18 protein-coding genes and 1 tRNA gene are annotated in these 13,802 nt (G+C 44.2%); 11 read left to right on the top strand and 8 right to left on the bottom strand.

What is annotated here, in order from left to right:
- Positions 1–34 precede the first annotated feature (34 nt).
- Entirely contained in the window at positions 35–511 is a 477-nt protein-coding gene (locus RFF05_RS02395) for a TspO/MBR family protein (protein ID WP_409968838.1), read from the bottom strand.
- Positions 512–634: 123 nt separating this feature from the next.
- On the opposite strand from RFF05_RS02395, the gene RFF05_RS02390 reads away from it, so the two are divergent.
- From RFF05_RS02390 to RFF05_RS02380, 3 genes are read left to right on the top strand one after another with little or no spacing between them, the layout of a single operon-like run.
- Positions 635–928 carry a DUF2089 family protein gene (locus RFF05_RS02390; protein ID WP_409968837.1) on the top strand — a complete coding sequence of 98 codons (294 nt, stop codon included), beginning with the start codon at positions 635–637 and terminating at the stop codon, positions 926–928.
- Positions 925–1,191, top strand: coding sequence for a hypothetical protein (locus tag RFF05_RS02385; RefSeq protein WP_409968836.1), 267 nt, complete (start codon positions 925–927; stop codon positions 1,189–1,191). The genes RFF05_RS02390 and RFF05_RS02385 overlap by 4 nt, the downstream gene beginning before the upstream one ends.
- Before the next feature lie 21 nt (positions 1,192–1,212).
- Positions 1,213–1,479 (top strand): hypothetical protein, encoded by a 267-nt coding sequence (locus RFF05_RS02380; RefSeq protein WP_409968835.1) that lies wholly within the window; start codon positions 1,213–1,215, stop codon positions 1,477–1,479.
- A 52-nt stretch (positions 1,480–1,531) separates the two neighbouring features.
- Here the strand turns inward: RFF05_RS02380 and RFF05_RS02375 are convergent, their stop codons facing one another.
- Together RFF05_RS02375 and RFF05_RS02370 are read right to left on the bottom strand one after the other, a co-directional pair.
- Entirely contained in the window at positions 1,532–1,819 is a 288-nt protein-coding gene (locus RFF05_RS02375; protein ID WP_409968834.1) for a putative quinol monooxygenase, read from the bottom strand.
- 44 nt (positions 1,820–1,863) lie between these two features.
- Positions 1,864–2,382 carry a DUF5662 family protein gene (locus RFF05_RS02370; protein ID WP_409968833.1) on the bottom strand — a complete coding sequence of 173 codons (519 nt, stop codon included), beginning with the start codon at positions 2,380–2,382 and terminating at the stop codon, positions 1,864–1,866.
- A gap of 171 nt (positions 2,383–2,553) precedes the next feature.
- Here RFF05_RS02370 and RFF05_RS02365 point away from each other — a divergent pair, with 171 nt between their 5' ends.
- From RFF05_RS02365 to RFF05_RS02340, 6 genes are all read left to right on the top strand, one after another.
- Positions 2,554–2,721 (top strand): hypothetical protein, encoded by a 168-nt coding sequence (locus tag RFF05_RS02365; protein ID WP_409968832.1) that lies wholly within the window; start codon positions 2,554–2,556, stop codon positions 2,719–2,721.
- A gap of 295 nt (positions 2,722–3,016) precedes the next feature.
- Positions 3,017–3,448: a hypothetical protein gene (locus RFF05_RS02360; protein WP_409968831.1), complete on the top strand. Its 432-nt coding sequence runs from the start codon at positions 3,017–3,019 to the stop codon at positions 3,446–3,448.
- A 31-nt stretch (positions 3,449–3,479) separates the two neighbouring features.
- The gene (gene alaS / locus RFF05_RS02355) at positions 3,480–6,122 is read left to right on the top strand and encodes an alanine--tRNA ligase (RefSeq protein ID WP_409968830.1); all 2,643 of its coding nucleotides are present in this window, start codon (positions 3,480–3,482) and stop codon (positions 6,120–6,122) included.
- A gap of 196 nt (positions 6,123–6,318) precedes the next feature.
- Positions 6,319–6,654, top strand: coding sequence for a histidine triad nucleotide-binding protein (locus tag RFF05_RS02350; protein WP_409968829.1), 336 nt, complete (start codon positions 6,319–6,321; stop codon positions 6,652–6,654).
- A gap of 46 nt (positions 6,655–6,700) precedes the next feature.
- Positions 6,701–7,876 (top strand): NADP-dependent malic enzyme, encoded by a 1,176-nt coding sequence (locus RFF05_RS02345; protein ID WP_409968828.1) that lies wholly within the window; start codon positions 6,701–6,703, stop codon positions 7,874–7,876.
- A 144-nt stretch (positions 7,877–8,020) separates the two neighbouring features.
- Positions 8,021–8,097 (top strand) — tRNA-Pro (locus RFF05_RS02340).
- Between the two features lie 103 nt (positions 8,098–8,200).
- Here the strand turns inward: RFF05_RS02340 and RFF05_RS02335 are convergent.
- From RFF05_RS02335 to RFF05_RS02315, 5 genes are all read right to left on the bottom strand, one after another.
- Positions 8,201–9,796 carry a recombinase family protein gene (locus RFF05_RS02335; RefSeq protein WP_409968827.1) on the bottom strand — a complete coding sequence of 532 codons (1,596 nt, stop codon included), beginning with the start codon at positions 9,794–9,796 and terminating at the stop codon, positions 8,201–8,203.
- 72 nt (positions 9,797–9,868) lie between these two features.
- Positions 9,869–10,138 carry a hypothetical protein gene (locus tag RFF05_RS02330; protein WP_409968826.1) on the bottom strand — a complete coding sequence of 90 codons (270 nt, stop codon included), beginning with the start codon at positions 10,136–10,138 and terminating at the stop codon, positions 9,869–9,871.
- Positions 10,139–10,604: 466 nt separating this feature from the next.
- A complete protein-coding gene (locus RFF05_RS02325) occupies positions 10,605–11,615 on the bottom strand; it encodes an AAA family ATPase (protein ID WP_409968825.1) in 1,011 nt (336 codons plus the stop codon).
- Between the two features lie 257 nt (positions 11,616–11,872).
- Positions 11,873–12,187 carry a DUF6809 family protein gene (locus RFF05_RS02320; RefSeq protein ID WP_409968824.1) on the bottom strand — a complete coding sequence of 105 codons (315 nt, stop codon included), beginning with the start codon at positions 12,185–12,187 and terminating at the stop codon, positions 11,873–11,875.
- Positions 12,171–12,428 (bottom strand): hypothetical protein, encoded by a 258-nt coding sequence (locus RFF05_RS02315; RefSeq protein ID WP_409968823.1) that lies wholly within the window; start codon positions 12,426–12,428, stop codon positions 12,171–12,173. The genes RFF05_RS02320 and RFF05_RS02315 overlap by 17 nt, the downstream gene beginning before the upstream one ends.
- Before the next feature lie 145 nt (positions 12,429–12,573).
- Here RFF05_RS02315 and RFF05_RS02310 point away from each other — a divergent pair, with 145 nt between their 5' ends.
- Complete coding sequence (locus RFF05_RS02310; RefSeq protein WP_409968822.1) at positions 12,574–12,756, top strand: DNA-binding protein; 183 nt, start codon at positions 12,574–12,576, stop codon at positions 12,754–12,756.
- Positions 12,753–13,802, top strand: a complete 1,050-nt coding sequence (locus RFF05_RS02305) for a DNA cytosine methyltransferase (protein WP_409968821.1) — start codon at positions 12,753–12,755, stop codon at positions 13,800–13,802. Before RFF05_RS02310 ends, RFF05_RS02305 begins: the two co-directional genes overlap by 4 nt.

The raw sequence follows: 13,802 nt of genomic DNA, 5'->3' as shown, positions 1-13,802 counted from the left end.
GCGGGGGCTTGCCCCCGCCGCTTCTTCTGCCTTTTCACCGATTGAGCAGAGCGATCATCAAGTTCAAATACCCTGCAAAGCCAACCCACAATAGGTAAGGGATTTGGAGCAATCCAGCCACAGAATCCATGCGGTAGAAGGTGAGTGCCATCAGAGCAATCACCAGCCACAGCGCCACCAGCCAGAGGAAAGCCAACCCATAGGCGTGGAGCCCGAAAAACAGCACTGTCCAGATAAAATTGCCTGCTAATTGCAAGGTGTAAAGCTTAAACGCTTGCCCCTTGTTTTGGTTGTCTGTGAGGAAAATACGCCCAAAACTGATGCCCATCAGGGTATAGAGCACGCTCCAAACCACTGGAAAAACCCAGTCTGGTGGTGTCAATGGTGGCTTCGCCGCTTGGTCATAAACCGCCATGCCACTTTGGGTGGCCATGCTACCCAGTGCACCAATGAGCAGTGCGCCTAAAATGGAAAGAAGATAGAGTTTCCAATGCTTTTTAAATGTGTTCATTTCATCACCCATGCTAGTGTATGCGTGGAGAATGATTTTATGCAAAGTTTAATAAAATTAAACTTGACTTTTATATTCTTTAAGTTTATACTGAGGATAACTTGAAGAAAAGGGGGGCTATATATGGAAATGTTGCCAGAATGGATGACCCATTTGGAGGAAGAGGATGTGGCCTTTATCAAGCGCTTTGTGCTGGCCTCAGGGTCGCTGAAGGAAGTGGCTGGCGTCTATGGCGTCACCTATCCCACAGTGCGATTGCGGCTTGACCGATTGATTCAAAAGATTAAGATTGCCCAAGAGCAGACAGAGCAGCCTTATATTGCTCTGATTAAGCGCTTGACGGTGGATGAAAAAATCGACTTAGACACGGCAAAGGTGCTGATTCGCGCCTATAAAAAGGAAGGTGGTGCAGAATGAAAATTTTATTTTCATTGGTGGTGTTTGTATTGATGATTCCCTTGATTACCATTTGTTTAGAGGTGTTTTTCTGCAAACGAAACATGGAAAAAACCGCATTGTATTTTCCCTTGGTTGTGGGTGCGTTTGCTGTTTTCTTTGGGATTTACGCCTTGGTTTGGATGGCGATTTTGTATGGAATTTATTTCATTGACCGATATTTGAAACGGCAAAAGGTTGCCGAGCACAAGCGGATGAATGACATTGATTTAGAAGATTTTTAAATACGTTTAGGAGAGAGAAGTATGAGTATTTTTGAAGCAGGGATGTTACTGTGTTTTGGGGCGGCGTGGCCGTTGTCCATCTACAAATCCATTACATCTAAGTCCACAAAAGGCAAAAGTTTCCCCTTTTTATTGGTGATTATTTTGGGCTATATCTGCGGGATTATCAATAAAATCCTTTATAATCCAGACCTTGTACTCTATTTGTATGTAATTAACATTACCATGGTTACCACAGACTGTGTGCTCTTTCTGCGCAACAAAAAGCGAGAAGAACAAGCCCAATAAAATAAACACACCGCCTGCCGAAAATCGGCAGGCGGTGTTGCTATTTGGTGTGTTATTGGTAGGCGTCTTCCATAATCATCAGCTCACTGCTGTCGCAAAAGGCATTGTACTTGGGGCCAATTGTTTTGAAGTGCTCTGTTTGCATGTGGGCGTCCAAATGGGCTTGGCTTTCCCAAGCTTCTAAGAAAACCAGTAGGTTTTCGTCTTGTTTGCAAGTGTTGATGGTGTACTCAATGCAGCCGTCTTCTTTCCGTGTCAATGCCACCATTTCGCTGGCAATGGCCAAAAATTCAGCGTGTTTTTCTTTCGCCACTTTCTTTTTTGCAACAACTCGTACCATGGGTCGATCCTCCTGAAATTTTGTTTTATGATCAATGTTAGGGCTTATAAAAGGTGTTTGCGGATGTAGTTGAGGGTTTCGGTTTCACCCTTGTCTCGTAGCATAATCAGTAGTTCTTCTAGCAATGCAAAGGTGTTCTCGTGCATCAAAGCGTGGTCTTTGGCACGGATGAAAAAGGCATATGGATCGCCGTCACTATAGGCCTCACCACGGTACACACGGCTGGCGGCAATGCGGTCACAAATCATTTCAGCCACGTATTTCACGGGCATCTCCACAGGTTGAATGCCTTTGTTTTTGACGTAATCTGTCCAATATTCAAAGTGATGGCGGTTGCGTCCTTTGTGGTGCAACCAAGCTTCGCTGTATCCTTCGCGCCTGCGCTGTTCATCGTTGGGACTGTGGTCACCCTGAAAATAGTGAGCTCCCACCATAAACTCAATGGGGCTATATTTAGACAAATCATGGGTCAATCCCTGCCAGTAGAGGCCGAGACGAAAACAGTTTTTGCTTACCAAACGGCGGTGGCGATTGACGGTTTTTAAGTGGGCAAAAAAATGCACAGTGTTCACCTCTTGTGAGAAAGTTTATTTTATAGTAGTATAGCATACATTTTCCATGTTGACGAGTGTTTTCCTAAAACTTACAAAGTTTCTTTATAAAAGTTGCATCTGCAACTGTAAAAAGAAGGGAACTGTGGTATGGTAACTATATTAATAAAAGGGGGGTCTGTCATGGGTTGGTTGATTTTGGCGATTGTTTTTGGTGTAACCACTTATTTTTGGGTTATGGTGAACCGTGATAAGGGCGGTCCTAGCCACTGTATGGGCTGTGGTAAATGCGACAAAGACGGCGTTTGTGTGCTGAAAAAAGGCATGAATGAGGAACGAGTGAAAAAATAACCCATTTTATCGTTGACAATGGGGAAATTTCGGATATAATAGTAGTAGTGTGAAATGCGATGAACAAGCCAAGCAGTGACAAGTTTACCTTTAGCGAGAGGGGAGCGGTGGAAGCCCCTTGTAAACCCATTGCGCGCCACTTGTGAGCAGGTCATGAGGAATGACACGGTTCATCACCGTTACTAGATGGCTAAGATGTTCTTGCTTGCAAGGATAATTAGGGTGGTACCGTGAAGCAACGCTTCGCCCCTATTGTAGTGGGCGGGGTGTTTTTTTGTTATTAGGAGGGAAGAAGATGAAAAGACCGGTTCTTCGCACGCTGCTGTTGATTGCCTATTGGGTGCCATTTGCTTTTTTGGCCATGTATGGTGATCGAGAGCTGAATACCTTGTGGCTCTACGGATTTATGGTGGTGGATATGGCAATTTTGTGCTGGGCGTGTATGAAAAACCACTGCCCAGAAATCATCATTGGCGGCAATCTGATTACGGTGGTGTCGTCCTATCTGTGTTTGCAACAAATGCTTGCAACAGAGCAAGGCGAATACTGGGTTGCCTATTTTAAGCCGCTTACACCAATACAACTGGTGCTGCTTTTAACTGGCGTTATGGTGGTGTTACAATTGCTGTGGATGCACATTTTCAAAATACGCCACCAAAAAACGCAACCTAAGCAAGGCACTCACGCAACTAAACCTGTGAGAAAAACCCATAAAAAACGAAAATAAGAATAAAATAGAGTATCTAAAGGAGAATTTTATGTCACAAAAACAATACGGCCTCAATGAATTGAGAGAAATGTTTCTGGCCTACTTTGAAAGTAAAGGCCACCTGCGTCTTCCCAGTTTTTCCTTGCTGCCTCACAACGACCCCTCTTTGCTGCTGATTAACTCTGGTATGGCACCTATGAAAACATGGTTCACCCGTGAAGAAGAACCCCCTCGTGACCGTGTGTGTACCTGCCAAAAGTGCATCCGCACTGGCGATATTGAAAACATCGGCAAAACCGACCGCCACGGCACCTACTTTGAAATGCTGGGCAACTTCTCCTTTGGGGATTACTTCAAAACCGAAGCCATTCCTTTCTGTTGGGAATTTTTGACAGAAGTGGTGGGTTTGGACGCTGACCGTCTGTACCCCTCCATCTACGAAAACGACGACGAAGCCTTTGAAATCTGGACCAAGCAAATGGGTATCCCTGCTGAAAAAATTGTCCGTTTGGGCAAGGCTGATAACTTCTGGGAACATGGCGCTGGCCCCTGTGGCCCTTGCTCCGAAGTGTATTACGACCGTGGCGTGGAATATGGTTGCGACAACCCCAACTGCATGGTGGGTTGCGAATGCGACCGCTATATCGAAGTGTGGAACAACGTGTTCACCCAATTCATTAACGATGGTGAGGGCAACTACAGCGAAATGGCCAGCAAGAACATTGACACTGGCATGGGTCTAGAACGTCTGGCCTGCGTTGTCCAAGGGGTTGGCTCCTTGTTTGAAGTGGACACCGTTATGAATATCACCAATAAGGTCACCGAATTGACCGGTGCCACCTATAAATCTGATGCCAAAACTGACGTGTCCCTCCGTGTCATCACTGACCACATCCGCTCTAGCGTGATGATGATTGCCGATGGCGTCCTGCCCTCCAACGAAGGCCGTGGCTACGTGCTCCGCCGTCTGTTGCGCCGTGCCGCCCGTCATGGCAAGCTCTTGGGCGTGAATGAAGGGTTCTTATTTAAAATCATCCCCACTGTTGTGACGGAAAACAAAACCGCTTATGGCGATTTGGTGGAAAAAGAAGGCTATATCACCAAGGTCATCCGCACCGAAGAAGAAAACTTTGCCAAGACCATCGACGGTGGCATGGGCATTTTCGACGAAATGATGTCTGCTCACAAAGCAGCTGGCAAAACCGAATTTGATGGCGCTGACGCCTTCAAACTCTACGATACCTTTGGTTTCCCCATCGATTTGACCATCGAAATGGTGGAAGAACAATCCATGACATTAGACCGTGCTGGCTTCGATGCCCACATGGAAGCCCAACGTGTCCGTGCCCGTAAGGCTCGTGAAGCACTGGGCGATACCGCTTGGGCTGGCATTGATTTGGGGTTGGATTCCACTCCTACCGCCTTCACTGGGTATGACAAATATGTAGATGACGCAACCGTGTTGGCTATGGTGGCCGACGGGGAAGTGCGCCAAGAAGTGGTCTCTGGCGTGGAAGCTATGTTGGTGCTGGATAAGACCCCCATGTACGCTGAAATGGGCGGTCAAGTGGGTGACCACGGCACCATCGCTCTGGGTGATAGCGTCTTCACCGTCACCGATGTCCGCAAGGATAAGGCTGGCAAATACTTGCATACTGGTGTGGTGTCTGCAGGTAGCTTCAAAACTGGCGATGCCGTCACCGCTTCCATCGATGTGGAACGGCGCAAGGCCATCATGCGTGCCCACAGCGGCACCCATGTGTTGGGCAAGGTGCTCAGCGATGTGTTGGGCGACCACGTTCACCAAGCAGGCTCTCTGGTAGAACCTGACCGTCTGCGCTTCGACTTTACCCACTTTAGTGCTATCACCCCTGATGAATTGGTGGAGATTGACCGCCGTGTCAACGATGCCATTTTGGACGGCATGACCGTCAATACCCAAGAACTGCCCATCGAAGAAGCCAAGAAATTGGGCGCTGTGGCTATGTTTGGCGAAAAATATGGTGCCAACGTCCGTGTGGTGTCTATGGGCGACTTCTCCATGGAATTCTGCGGTGGTACCCACTTGGATAACACCGCTAAAATCGGCCCCTTCCGTATCAAATCCGAAGCCTCCGTGGCCTCTGGTGTCCGCCGTATTGAAGCCACTGTTGGTAAGCAATCTCTGGCTGTGATGAACCAAAACCAAGGCTTGTTGTTCCATGTTGCTGAAGTGCTGAAAACCAATCCTGGTGATTTAGCAGCCAAGGCAGAGCAACAAATGGCTGAAATGAAGCAAATGCGCACCACCTTGGAGCAAATGAAGCAAAAGGCCGCACTGGGCGAAGCACAACAATTCTTACTGTCTGCCAAAACGGTGGGCGACTTGCAAGTCATCACCAACAACCGTGGCGGTGTTGAGCCCAACGCTCTGCGTCAAATGGGTGACTTCTTCCGTGATAAAAACGAAAACATCGTGGCAGTGCTCGCTGCTGTCAATGGCGATAAGGTGACCTTTGTGGCCGTGTGTGGCAAGGGTGCCGTGGCCAAGGGCATCAAAGCTGGTGACTTGGTACGCACCGTCAGTGCCGTTTGTGGCGGTAAAGGCGGCGGCAAGCCCGACAGTGCCATGGGCGGTGGCACCAATCCCTTGAAGGTGGACGATGCTCTGGCTTGTGTCGATGATTTTGTGGCAGAAAAGCTGGGTTTATAAGGGTTGTAAAGTTAAAAACATTTACACAATAAATGACGTTTTATGTATTTGTGGGAACGGGTGACCGCAGGTCGTCCCTACGAAATTATCGTAGGGGGGGCTTGCCCCCACCGTTACCCATAAAATGCAATGTATTGTAGGGGGCGGCGTCCTCGACGTCCCGTTCCTTTTATAAAAATTTGTAAAGGAGAACCATATGGATTGTTTATTTTGCAAAATGGCAGCAGGGGATATCCCTGTGAACAAAGTGTATGAAGACGATGTTTGTATCGCCTTTCATGACATTGCACCCCAGGCGCCTACCCACTTTTTGGTGATTCCCAAGGCACACATCGGTGCTGTCAGCGAAGTGACTGAGGAAAACAGCGCCATTGCTGGTCACCTGTTGGCTGTTATCGCCAAGGTGAGCAAGGAATTGGGTTTGGAAAGCTATCGTGTGGTGTCTAACATCGGCGAGAGTGCGGGTCAAAGTGTATTCCACCTGCATTTTCATGTGTTGGGTGGTCGTGATATGACGTGGCCTCCCGGCTAATTTGCTACGCATTAATAACCCAGATAATTGAGAGGAGCATACCAAAATGGATTATGCAAAAGTTTCGTTAGAAAAGCATTATGAATGGAAGGGCAAGCTGGAAATGACCCCTCGCGCCAGTGTGGACAACCGCGAAGCCCTATCTTTGGCCTATACCCCCGGTGTGGCACAGCCCTGCTTGGAAATTCAAAAAAATCCCGATTTGAGCTATGAACTGACCCGTCGCTGGAACACGGTGGCGGTGGTGTCTGATGGCACCGCCGTGCTGGGCTTGGGTGACATTGGCCCCGAAGCCAGTATGCCTGTAATGGAAGGGAAGTCTGTGCTGTTCAAAGCCTTTGGTGACGTGGACTCCATCCCTCTGTGTATCAAGTCTAAGTCTGTGGAAGACATCGTCAACACTGTCTATCTGCTCTCTGGCTCCTTTGGCGGGGTCAACTTGGAGGATATTTCTGCCCCTCGTTGCTTTGAGATTGAAAAGCAATTGAAGGAAAAGTGCGACATCCCCATTTTCCATGATGACCAACATGGCACTGCTGTCATTACTTTGGCTGGCTTGCGGAATGCTTTGAAAGTGGTGGGGAAGAAGAAGGAGGACGTGCGCATTGTCATCAATGGTGCTGGCGCCGCCGCTATCTCCATCACCAAGTTGCTGTTGGCGGACGGTTATCCTGCCATTACTCTGTGTGACCGTACTGGCGCTGTGTATGCAGGCCGTGAAACTGGGATGAACTGGGTGAAAGATGAAATCGCCGCTGTCACCAATTTGGATAAGAAGGCAGGTTCTTTGGCTGACGTGTTGGCTGGTGCTGATGTGCTCATCGGTGTGTCGGCCCCCGGTTCTGTCACCAAAGAAATGGCTGCCACCATGGCAGAAAATGCGATTATTTTTGCCTGCGCCAACCCCACCCCTGAAATTTTCCCAGAAGTGGCAAAAGAAGCAGGTGTGGCTGTCATGGCCACTGGTCGCAGTGACTATCCCAACCAGATTAACAATGTGTTGGCCTTCCCAGGCATCTTCCGTGGTGCTTTGGATGCCCGTGCCAGTGACATCAATGACGCTATGAAAATTGCCGCCGCTAGCGCCTTGGCAGACTTGATTACAGCGGAAGAAATGAATGCTGAGTACATCATTCCTGCCGCATTCGACCCTCGTGTGAAGGATGCTGTGGCAGCAGCCGTGTTCAAAGCTGCCCACGACAGCGGTGTGGCTCGCATTTAATTGGATGATTTTAGGAAACAGGGTGTTAAGGTAAAGCACTTAACACCCTGTTTTTATAAAAAGTTTAAGTTTTTTGCAAAAAACACTTGCAATTTGTTGAAGGCTATGGTATTATAAACAAGCTGATTTCAGCAAAGAAAATATTCGGGTGTGGCGAAGCTTGGTATCGCGCTTGACTGGGGGTCAAGAGGCCGCAGGTTCAAATCCTGTCACTCGAACCATAAAAAAAGAACGACCTTTAGGCGATTACCTTTAGGGGTAATTTCTAAAACGGTGTATGTATTGCAGACAGCTTCGGCTGTCTGCTTTGCATTTGTCCTATTTTTAGTGGATATACCTAAACTCGGTATAAATCATCTGTTTTGCGTTTCGCTTATGCTTTTCTTGTTTCTCATAAATTTTTATTTTCTTAACAAAAGTTCTTAAAATTTCTGGCGTTAAAATCTCAAGATTTGTAAATCTGTTGGCAAGCTCAATGAATTTTGCCACATCACTAATACTATCTTTTTTAGATTGAAGCAGTTCTTCTGTTTGGGGAATTGCTTTTTTTAGTTCACTTTTTTCATCTGAGTAACTATCAGAAAGCAATCTAAATTGTTCCTCTGTAACCCTGCCAAGTGACATATCTTCATACATTCTACGAAACACTACATCAAGTTCAGTGTTTCGTTTTTTCATTGCAGACAGCTCTTTTTCTAGTCTTTTAATCTCTGCACTCAATTCTTTTGACTGTCTTTGCTGTATCCTTTCAGCAAATCCTTTGGGATCACGTCTTGCCATAGCAGTTATTTCTCGAATACTTGTAAGCACAGTTTCATAGATAGCTTGTTCCAGAACATAATGAGCGGAGCAGGCTTCCTTTCCATCTTTCTTATAAGTCCTGCAGGTGAAGTTCTGTTTAGATGGGTCGATGGATTTCCCGCGGTGTACCACCATTGTTTTATCACAATCAGCACAATACACAAGTCCAGAAAACATATTTTGCTCACCCATATTATTTCTGCGACGTTTATTTTTTCGCCCTTCTTGTACAATATCAAAAACTTCTTGGGTGACAATCGCTTGATGAGTATTCTCAAAAACCAACCACTCATCTTTAGGCTTTTCAAACTTTTTCTTATCCTTATAGGATTTTGTGCCATATCTCATGTTGATTGTATGACCTAAATAAACAGGATTTTCTAATATCATCATGATGGCTTCTGGACACCAATTATATGGTTTTTCCATATTGAGCCCAGAATGACTGATACCATATTTCTGATAAGCGTAGGCTGTTGCAGTTAATATTTTTTCTTCCTTTAACTGAGTTGCTATTTGTGCGGGACCTCTGCCAGCTACCGACATTGCAAATATTCTTTCAACAATAGGTGCAGTTTCATCTTCGATTAAAAGCTCATTGCTATTTTCAGGATTTTTGTAATATCCATAGGGAGCTCTTGTGGAAAGTCTTTCACCACGCAAAGCTTTGGCTTTATTGACATTACGAATTTTTCTGCTGGTGTCACGCACGTGCCATTCGTTGAACAGATTTTTAAATGGCATTAGCTCATTACTCGCCTCGTAAAGTGTATCAATATTATCATTTATGGCAATGTATCTCACATCAAATTTTGGAAATCGTTCTTCTATAAATAATCCAGTATGGAGTTGATTTCGCCCAAGTCTTGATAAGTCTTTGGTAATGACTACTGCCACAAGCCTATTTTCAATATCTGCTAACATATTTTCAAAGGCAGGTCGGTCGAAGTTTACACCAGAATATCCATCGTCAACATAAAATTTAGTGTTTAGAAATCCTTTTTCTTCTGCATATTTTTCAAGAATTTTCTTTTGGTTTACGATACTGTTTGAGTCACCCTCGTTGTTATCGTCACGAGAAAGTCTGCAATATAGTGCGGTAATTTTAGGGCTTGACATTGTTATCTCCTTTCCGTAGTCAAACCGATTTAGAGATTGCAACACAACAATACTCCAAATCGGTTTTAAAGTCTACTGATTTATTGAAATAAAATCGCTGTTTTCTAACATTAAATCTAAAGCGTTTTCAAGTGCTTTTTCCACTGAAATGGTATCACCAATATTAAACTGATTTGCTACGATATACACTCTGTCGCCGACTTTTTGCTGTCTGTATGTGACAAGCTTTTCTCCATCTCGAATTGCTACTGTGCCATTTGCCGCCTTGTATGATGGTGTTGTTAGATATGGATCAAATACTTCGTTTGGATCTAGTTGCAAGTCTTTGTAAAATTTTCTCAATAATGATTCCCCTTAATACATTGTCATTGTAAAATCTTGTTCCTGTTCTTCTACAAATTCCTGTGTGTTTTGCTTTTCAGCACCCATTACAGCACCTAAGAAACTGCGTAAACGCTAGAGTTTTTCAACTTCACAGCACCTAGTACACCAAAAGTGCCAATTTACAGCACCTAAAACAGTTGATGCCTTACTATCGCTCTCACCTTGAAAGTGGCTTGTTTCCGTGGTTTTTCGGTCGGCATCGCCGTCCGAAGTGAACCGAGAGGAGCGTTTACAGCACCTCTCTTTCTCCTGCACTAGAATAATAGTAATTTACTCCCCGATTTTCCTAGCGTTTTACAATTTATTACGACTGTAAGAGATCGGCGTTTTCGGCCTAATCTTGACCTTTTGGTGTAACCATGCTACCTCTAGCATTAAAGTCCCACACAGGGGAAACAATCGGCTCACAGGGGCGATAGGGCGATTAGTTTAGGAGCCTATTTTTATCGCCACTTTCGCCACTAGACTTTGAGATATCAATAATTCGATAACCGTTAGACTTACGGATATTGCAGTAAATATCAAGGTTTTCAAGGCTTTTGGCAAGTCTACGAAGAACTTTGGTAATCATTTTGTTGGAATAATAATCACCACTGTGTTCACTTACAAGGGTCGATAATTCTGTGGGATTTGTTGACCAGAAATTTACGCCAGCCATCAGATTTTTAATCGCATCAACAAACTTTTTATCTTTGATGTTCAGCTCATGCAGACTGTCAGAAAGCAAAAGCCAAATATTATCTTCGCCACGTTCGAGTTCAAGTTCTCTGCTTTTAACATCTCTACCAGTCAAATGAAAAGTAGCAAAATCTTCACCACGTTTGGTTTGCTCAATGACCATCATGGTATCGGCTGCACCTTGTAGACCAGTGCTACCAGTAATTTGGTTGAAGATGTCACTGTCCTTTTGCTTTCGCAGATGATGTACCAGTACGATTGCGATTTTAAATTCGTCAGCGAGATTTTTCAGAATGGTGATGTCCTCATAATCAGAAATATAATTGCTCTCAATGTTGCCACGAACCTTTTGTAGTGTGTCGATAATAATTAAGTTGGTGTCAGGGTGATCGGTTATAAAATTTCTAATCCTACTTTCAAGCTCACCACCCATCTTAGAGATTTCGATGCAGAGATGAGCGTTCGGTGGTGCGTTTTCGATTTCATCACTGAGCATAAATAGCCTGTCCTGCAGACGTTCTTCGTTATCTTCAAATGCCAAGTAGAGAGTTGTGCCTTTTGTGGTTTTGAAATTCCATATCGGTTCGCCTTTTGCAACCTGCATCGCAAGCCAAAAGGAAAACCAAGACTTGCCGACTTTTCCAAGTCCACCGAGGATAGTTAGTCCTCGTGGTAATAGTTCTTCGACAATGAATGGTGTGCGTTCAATGTGCTTTGCATAAAGTTCTGCTGTGGTTATGGTGTTAAATTTTTTCATGTATGTCCTCCTTTGATTTTTCCTCTACTTCATTGGCAACGAGAATATCTTTTCGTCAACCAGTTTTGAAAAAATATCCTCTCACTTACTTCCTCACTTCCAAGCCATTTTTCAAGTCTATTTGTAGAAATATTTTTTCTCCTACACTATATTGGCAATGAAAATGCGTTTTTTATGACATGAAATGAAAATTAACAGAAAAAAACACCGACTTTTCAGTCAGTGCTTTCGTAATGGTCTTATGCAGGTGTAAGTAATTAAATTGTATCGTCTGATTTATCCATACCAAAAGGTGGCTGCACTTCAGTTGAGTCCGAAGCATAGCCACCTTGGTTGTAATATTTTAATTCAGTTGTAATGCTAAGACCTAAATGCAAGCCACAGATAAAACTTTCTTCGGTTTGTAGTGCGGTAATCATCATTAGGTTGTCTATGATTTTCAAAACTTTTCTTCTGTCCGCTTTTGAAAGGGTTTGGATTAGCTCTTTATGATTATGCTCAATTTCTGCGTTCAATCCTACTTGAAGACTTGGTTTGTAAAAATCCTTAAACAATTTATTTAGTGTTTCCATCGTGACCCTCCAGACATGACAACAGGGATACCAACTCAGATTCGACTTCTGAAATGGTATCCCTGTTTTTGATTAAATTTAAAGTTTGCAAGACTGTGTGCTTGACGGTTAGCGTTAAGATGATGTGAGTTTCGTCAGCTGGATCACAGTGCTGATGGTTGAGCCAATAATCTTTGAATGTTTCGCCATGAATATTGTACTTGTCGCTGTTGTAGAACCGTTCGATAGTATAGTTTGCCATTTGTGTCCCTCCTTTGGTTTTTGTTAAGGAACACAATACCATAAGAGGGATGGAATAGCTATATGGCAATAGCAATAGAATTTCTTGACATTATTCGCCCCGTAGAATATAATTAAATTAATAAATCAAATTCGAGGTGAAAATTTTGGGTTATATAACAGCTAGTCAAGCGGCTAAAAAATGGAATATATCACAACGTAGAGTTCAAATTCTCTGTTCACAAGGTAGAATTGAGGGTGTATTTAAATTAGGAGAGAATTGGGCCATTCCAAGCACAGCTGAAAAGCCGTTAGATAACAGAAAAAAAGAGGATAAGGTAACAGAATGAGCAAACTAAATGTAATTGATTTTTTCTGCGGATGTGGCGGATTGTCTTACGGTTTTGAAAAAGCAGGATATAATGTTTTGTTGGGCATCGACAATGATGCGATGGCACTCAAAACTTTTGAATTAAATCACGCAGGCTCCAAAACAATATGCGGAGATATTACAGAAATCACCTATGGAGATCAGATAAAAAAGCTAATCGGAGATCAGAAAATAGACGTCATTGTGGGCGGCCCTCCTTGTCAGGGGATGTCGTTATCAGGGCCACGCAAGTTTGATGATCCTAGAAATAAGCTATACCTCTCTTACATTCGTCTGGTTGAAGAAATAAAACCACGGGCGTTTGTGATTGAAAATGTTCCGGGATTAGTCTCGCTATTCAAAGGAGAAATCAAGGAGTCTATTATTGAGAAGCTCACGGCAATGGGGTATAAGGTGAATTTTCAAATCATGCTTGCTTCGGAGCATGGTGTGCCGCAGAATCGGAAAAGAGTTGTCTTTGTGGGGCTCAGAGAGGACGTATTCTCATTCCCCGAAGCGCTTGGTGATATGGTTACCTGTGAAATGGCACTATCAGATTTACCAGCATTGGAAAGCGAACTAGGGGAAGATACTATGGCATATAGCGTAGCACCCCAAAATGAATATCAAGCACTCATGCGCAAAAATACATTGCAAGTCAAAAACCATATTGCAGCAGCGCACTCGGATAAAATAAAGCACATAATTTCTCTTGTGCCCGATGGTGGCAATTACAAAGATTTACCTGACGAGTATAAGGAATCTAGAAATTTCCATGTCGCATGGACTCGGTTTAATAGTCAAAAGCCATCGCCTACCATAGATACCGGGCATAGACATCACTTTCACTACAAGTATAATCGTGTTCCAACAGTGCGAGAAAGTGCACGACTACAATCTTTTCCTGATGACTTTTTGTTTTTGGGAAATAAGACTCAACAATTTCGACAGGTAGGAAATGCAGTGCCACCACTTATGGCACAACGAATTGCGGAGAAGTTACTTCCATATTTGAAGGAGGACTAA

Source organism: Bengtsoniella intestinalis (assembly GCF_039719005.1).
Taxonomy (GTDB): domain Bacteria; phylum Bacillota; class Clostridia; order Oscillospirales; family Oscillospiraceae; genus Oscillibacter; species Oscillibacter intestinalis.
Note: the sequence above shows the minus strand (reverse complement) of the source record. Positions and strands in the feature narration are given on the sequence as shown.

What these genes read in the sequence shown, in the direction of transcription:
- RFF05_RS02395 (WP_409968838.1), bottom strand. Translation starts at nt 511, where the DNA reads ATGAACACATTTAAAAAGCATTGGAAACTCTATCTTCTTTCCATTTTA.
- RFF05_RS02390 (WP_409968837.1), top strand. Translation starts at nt 635, where the DNA reads ATGGAAATGTTGCCAGAATGGATGACCCATTTGGAGGAAGAGGATGTG.
- RFF05_RS02385 (WP_409968836.1), top strand. Translation starts at nt 925, where the DNA reads ATGAAAATTTTATTTTCATTGGTGGTGTTTGTATTGATGATTCCCTTG.
- RFF05_RS02380 (WP_409968835.1), top strand. Translation starts at nt 1,213, where the DNA reads ATGAGTATTTTTGAAGCAGGGATGTTACTGTGTTTTGGGGCGGCGTGG.
- RFF05_RS02375 (WP_409968834.1), bottom strand. Translation starts at nt 1,819, where the DNA reads ATGGTACGAGTTGTTGCAAAAAAGAAAGTGGCGAAAGAAAAACACGCT.
- RFF05_RS02365 (WP_409968832.1), top strand. Translation starts at nt 2,554, where the DNA reads ATGGGTTGGTTGATTTTGGCGATTGTTTTTGGTGTAACCACTTATTTT.
- RFF05_RS02360 (WP_409968831.1), top strand. Translation starts at nt 3,017, where the DNA reads ATGAAAAGACCGGTTCTTCGCACGCTGCTGTTGATTGCCTATTGGGTG.
- alaS (WP_409968830.1), top strand. Translation starts at nt 3,480, where the DNA reads ATGTCACAAAAACAATACGGCCTCAATGAATTGAGAGAAATGTTTCTG.
- RFF05_RS02350 (WP_409968829.1), top strand. Translation starts at nt 6,319, where the DNA reads ATGGATTGTTTATTTTGCAAAATGGCAGCAGGGGATATCCCTGTGAAC.
- RFF05_RS02345 (WP_409968828.1), top strand. Translation starts at nt 6,701, where the DNA reads ATGGATTATGCAAAAGTTTCGTTAGAAAAGCATTATGAATGGAAGGGC.
- RFF05_RS02335 (WP_409968827.1), bottom strand. Translation starts at nt 9,796, where the DNA reads ATGTCAAGCCCTAAAATTACCGCACTATATTGCAGACTTTCTCGTGAC.
- RFF05_RS02325 (WP_409968825.1), bottom strand. Translation starts at nt 11,615, where the DNA reads ATGAAAAAATTTAACACCATAACCACAGCAGAACTTTATGCAAAGCAC.
- RFF05_RS02320 (WP_409968824.1), bottom strand. Translation starts at nt 12,187, where the DNA reads ATGGAAACACTAAATAAATTGTTTAAGGATTTTTACAAACCAAGTCTT.
- RFF05_RS02315 (WP_409968823.1), bottom strand. Translation starts at nt 12,428, where the DNA reads ATGGCAAACTATACTATCGAACGGTTCTACAACAGCGACAAGTACAAT.
- RFF05_RS02305 (WP_409968821.1), top strand. Translation starts at nt 12,753, where the DNA reads ATGAGCAAACTAAATGTAATTGATTTTTTCTGCGGATGTGGCGGATTG.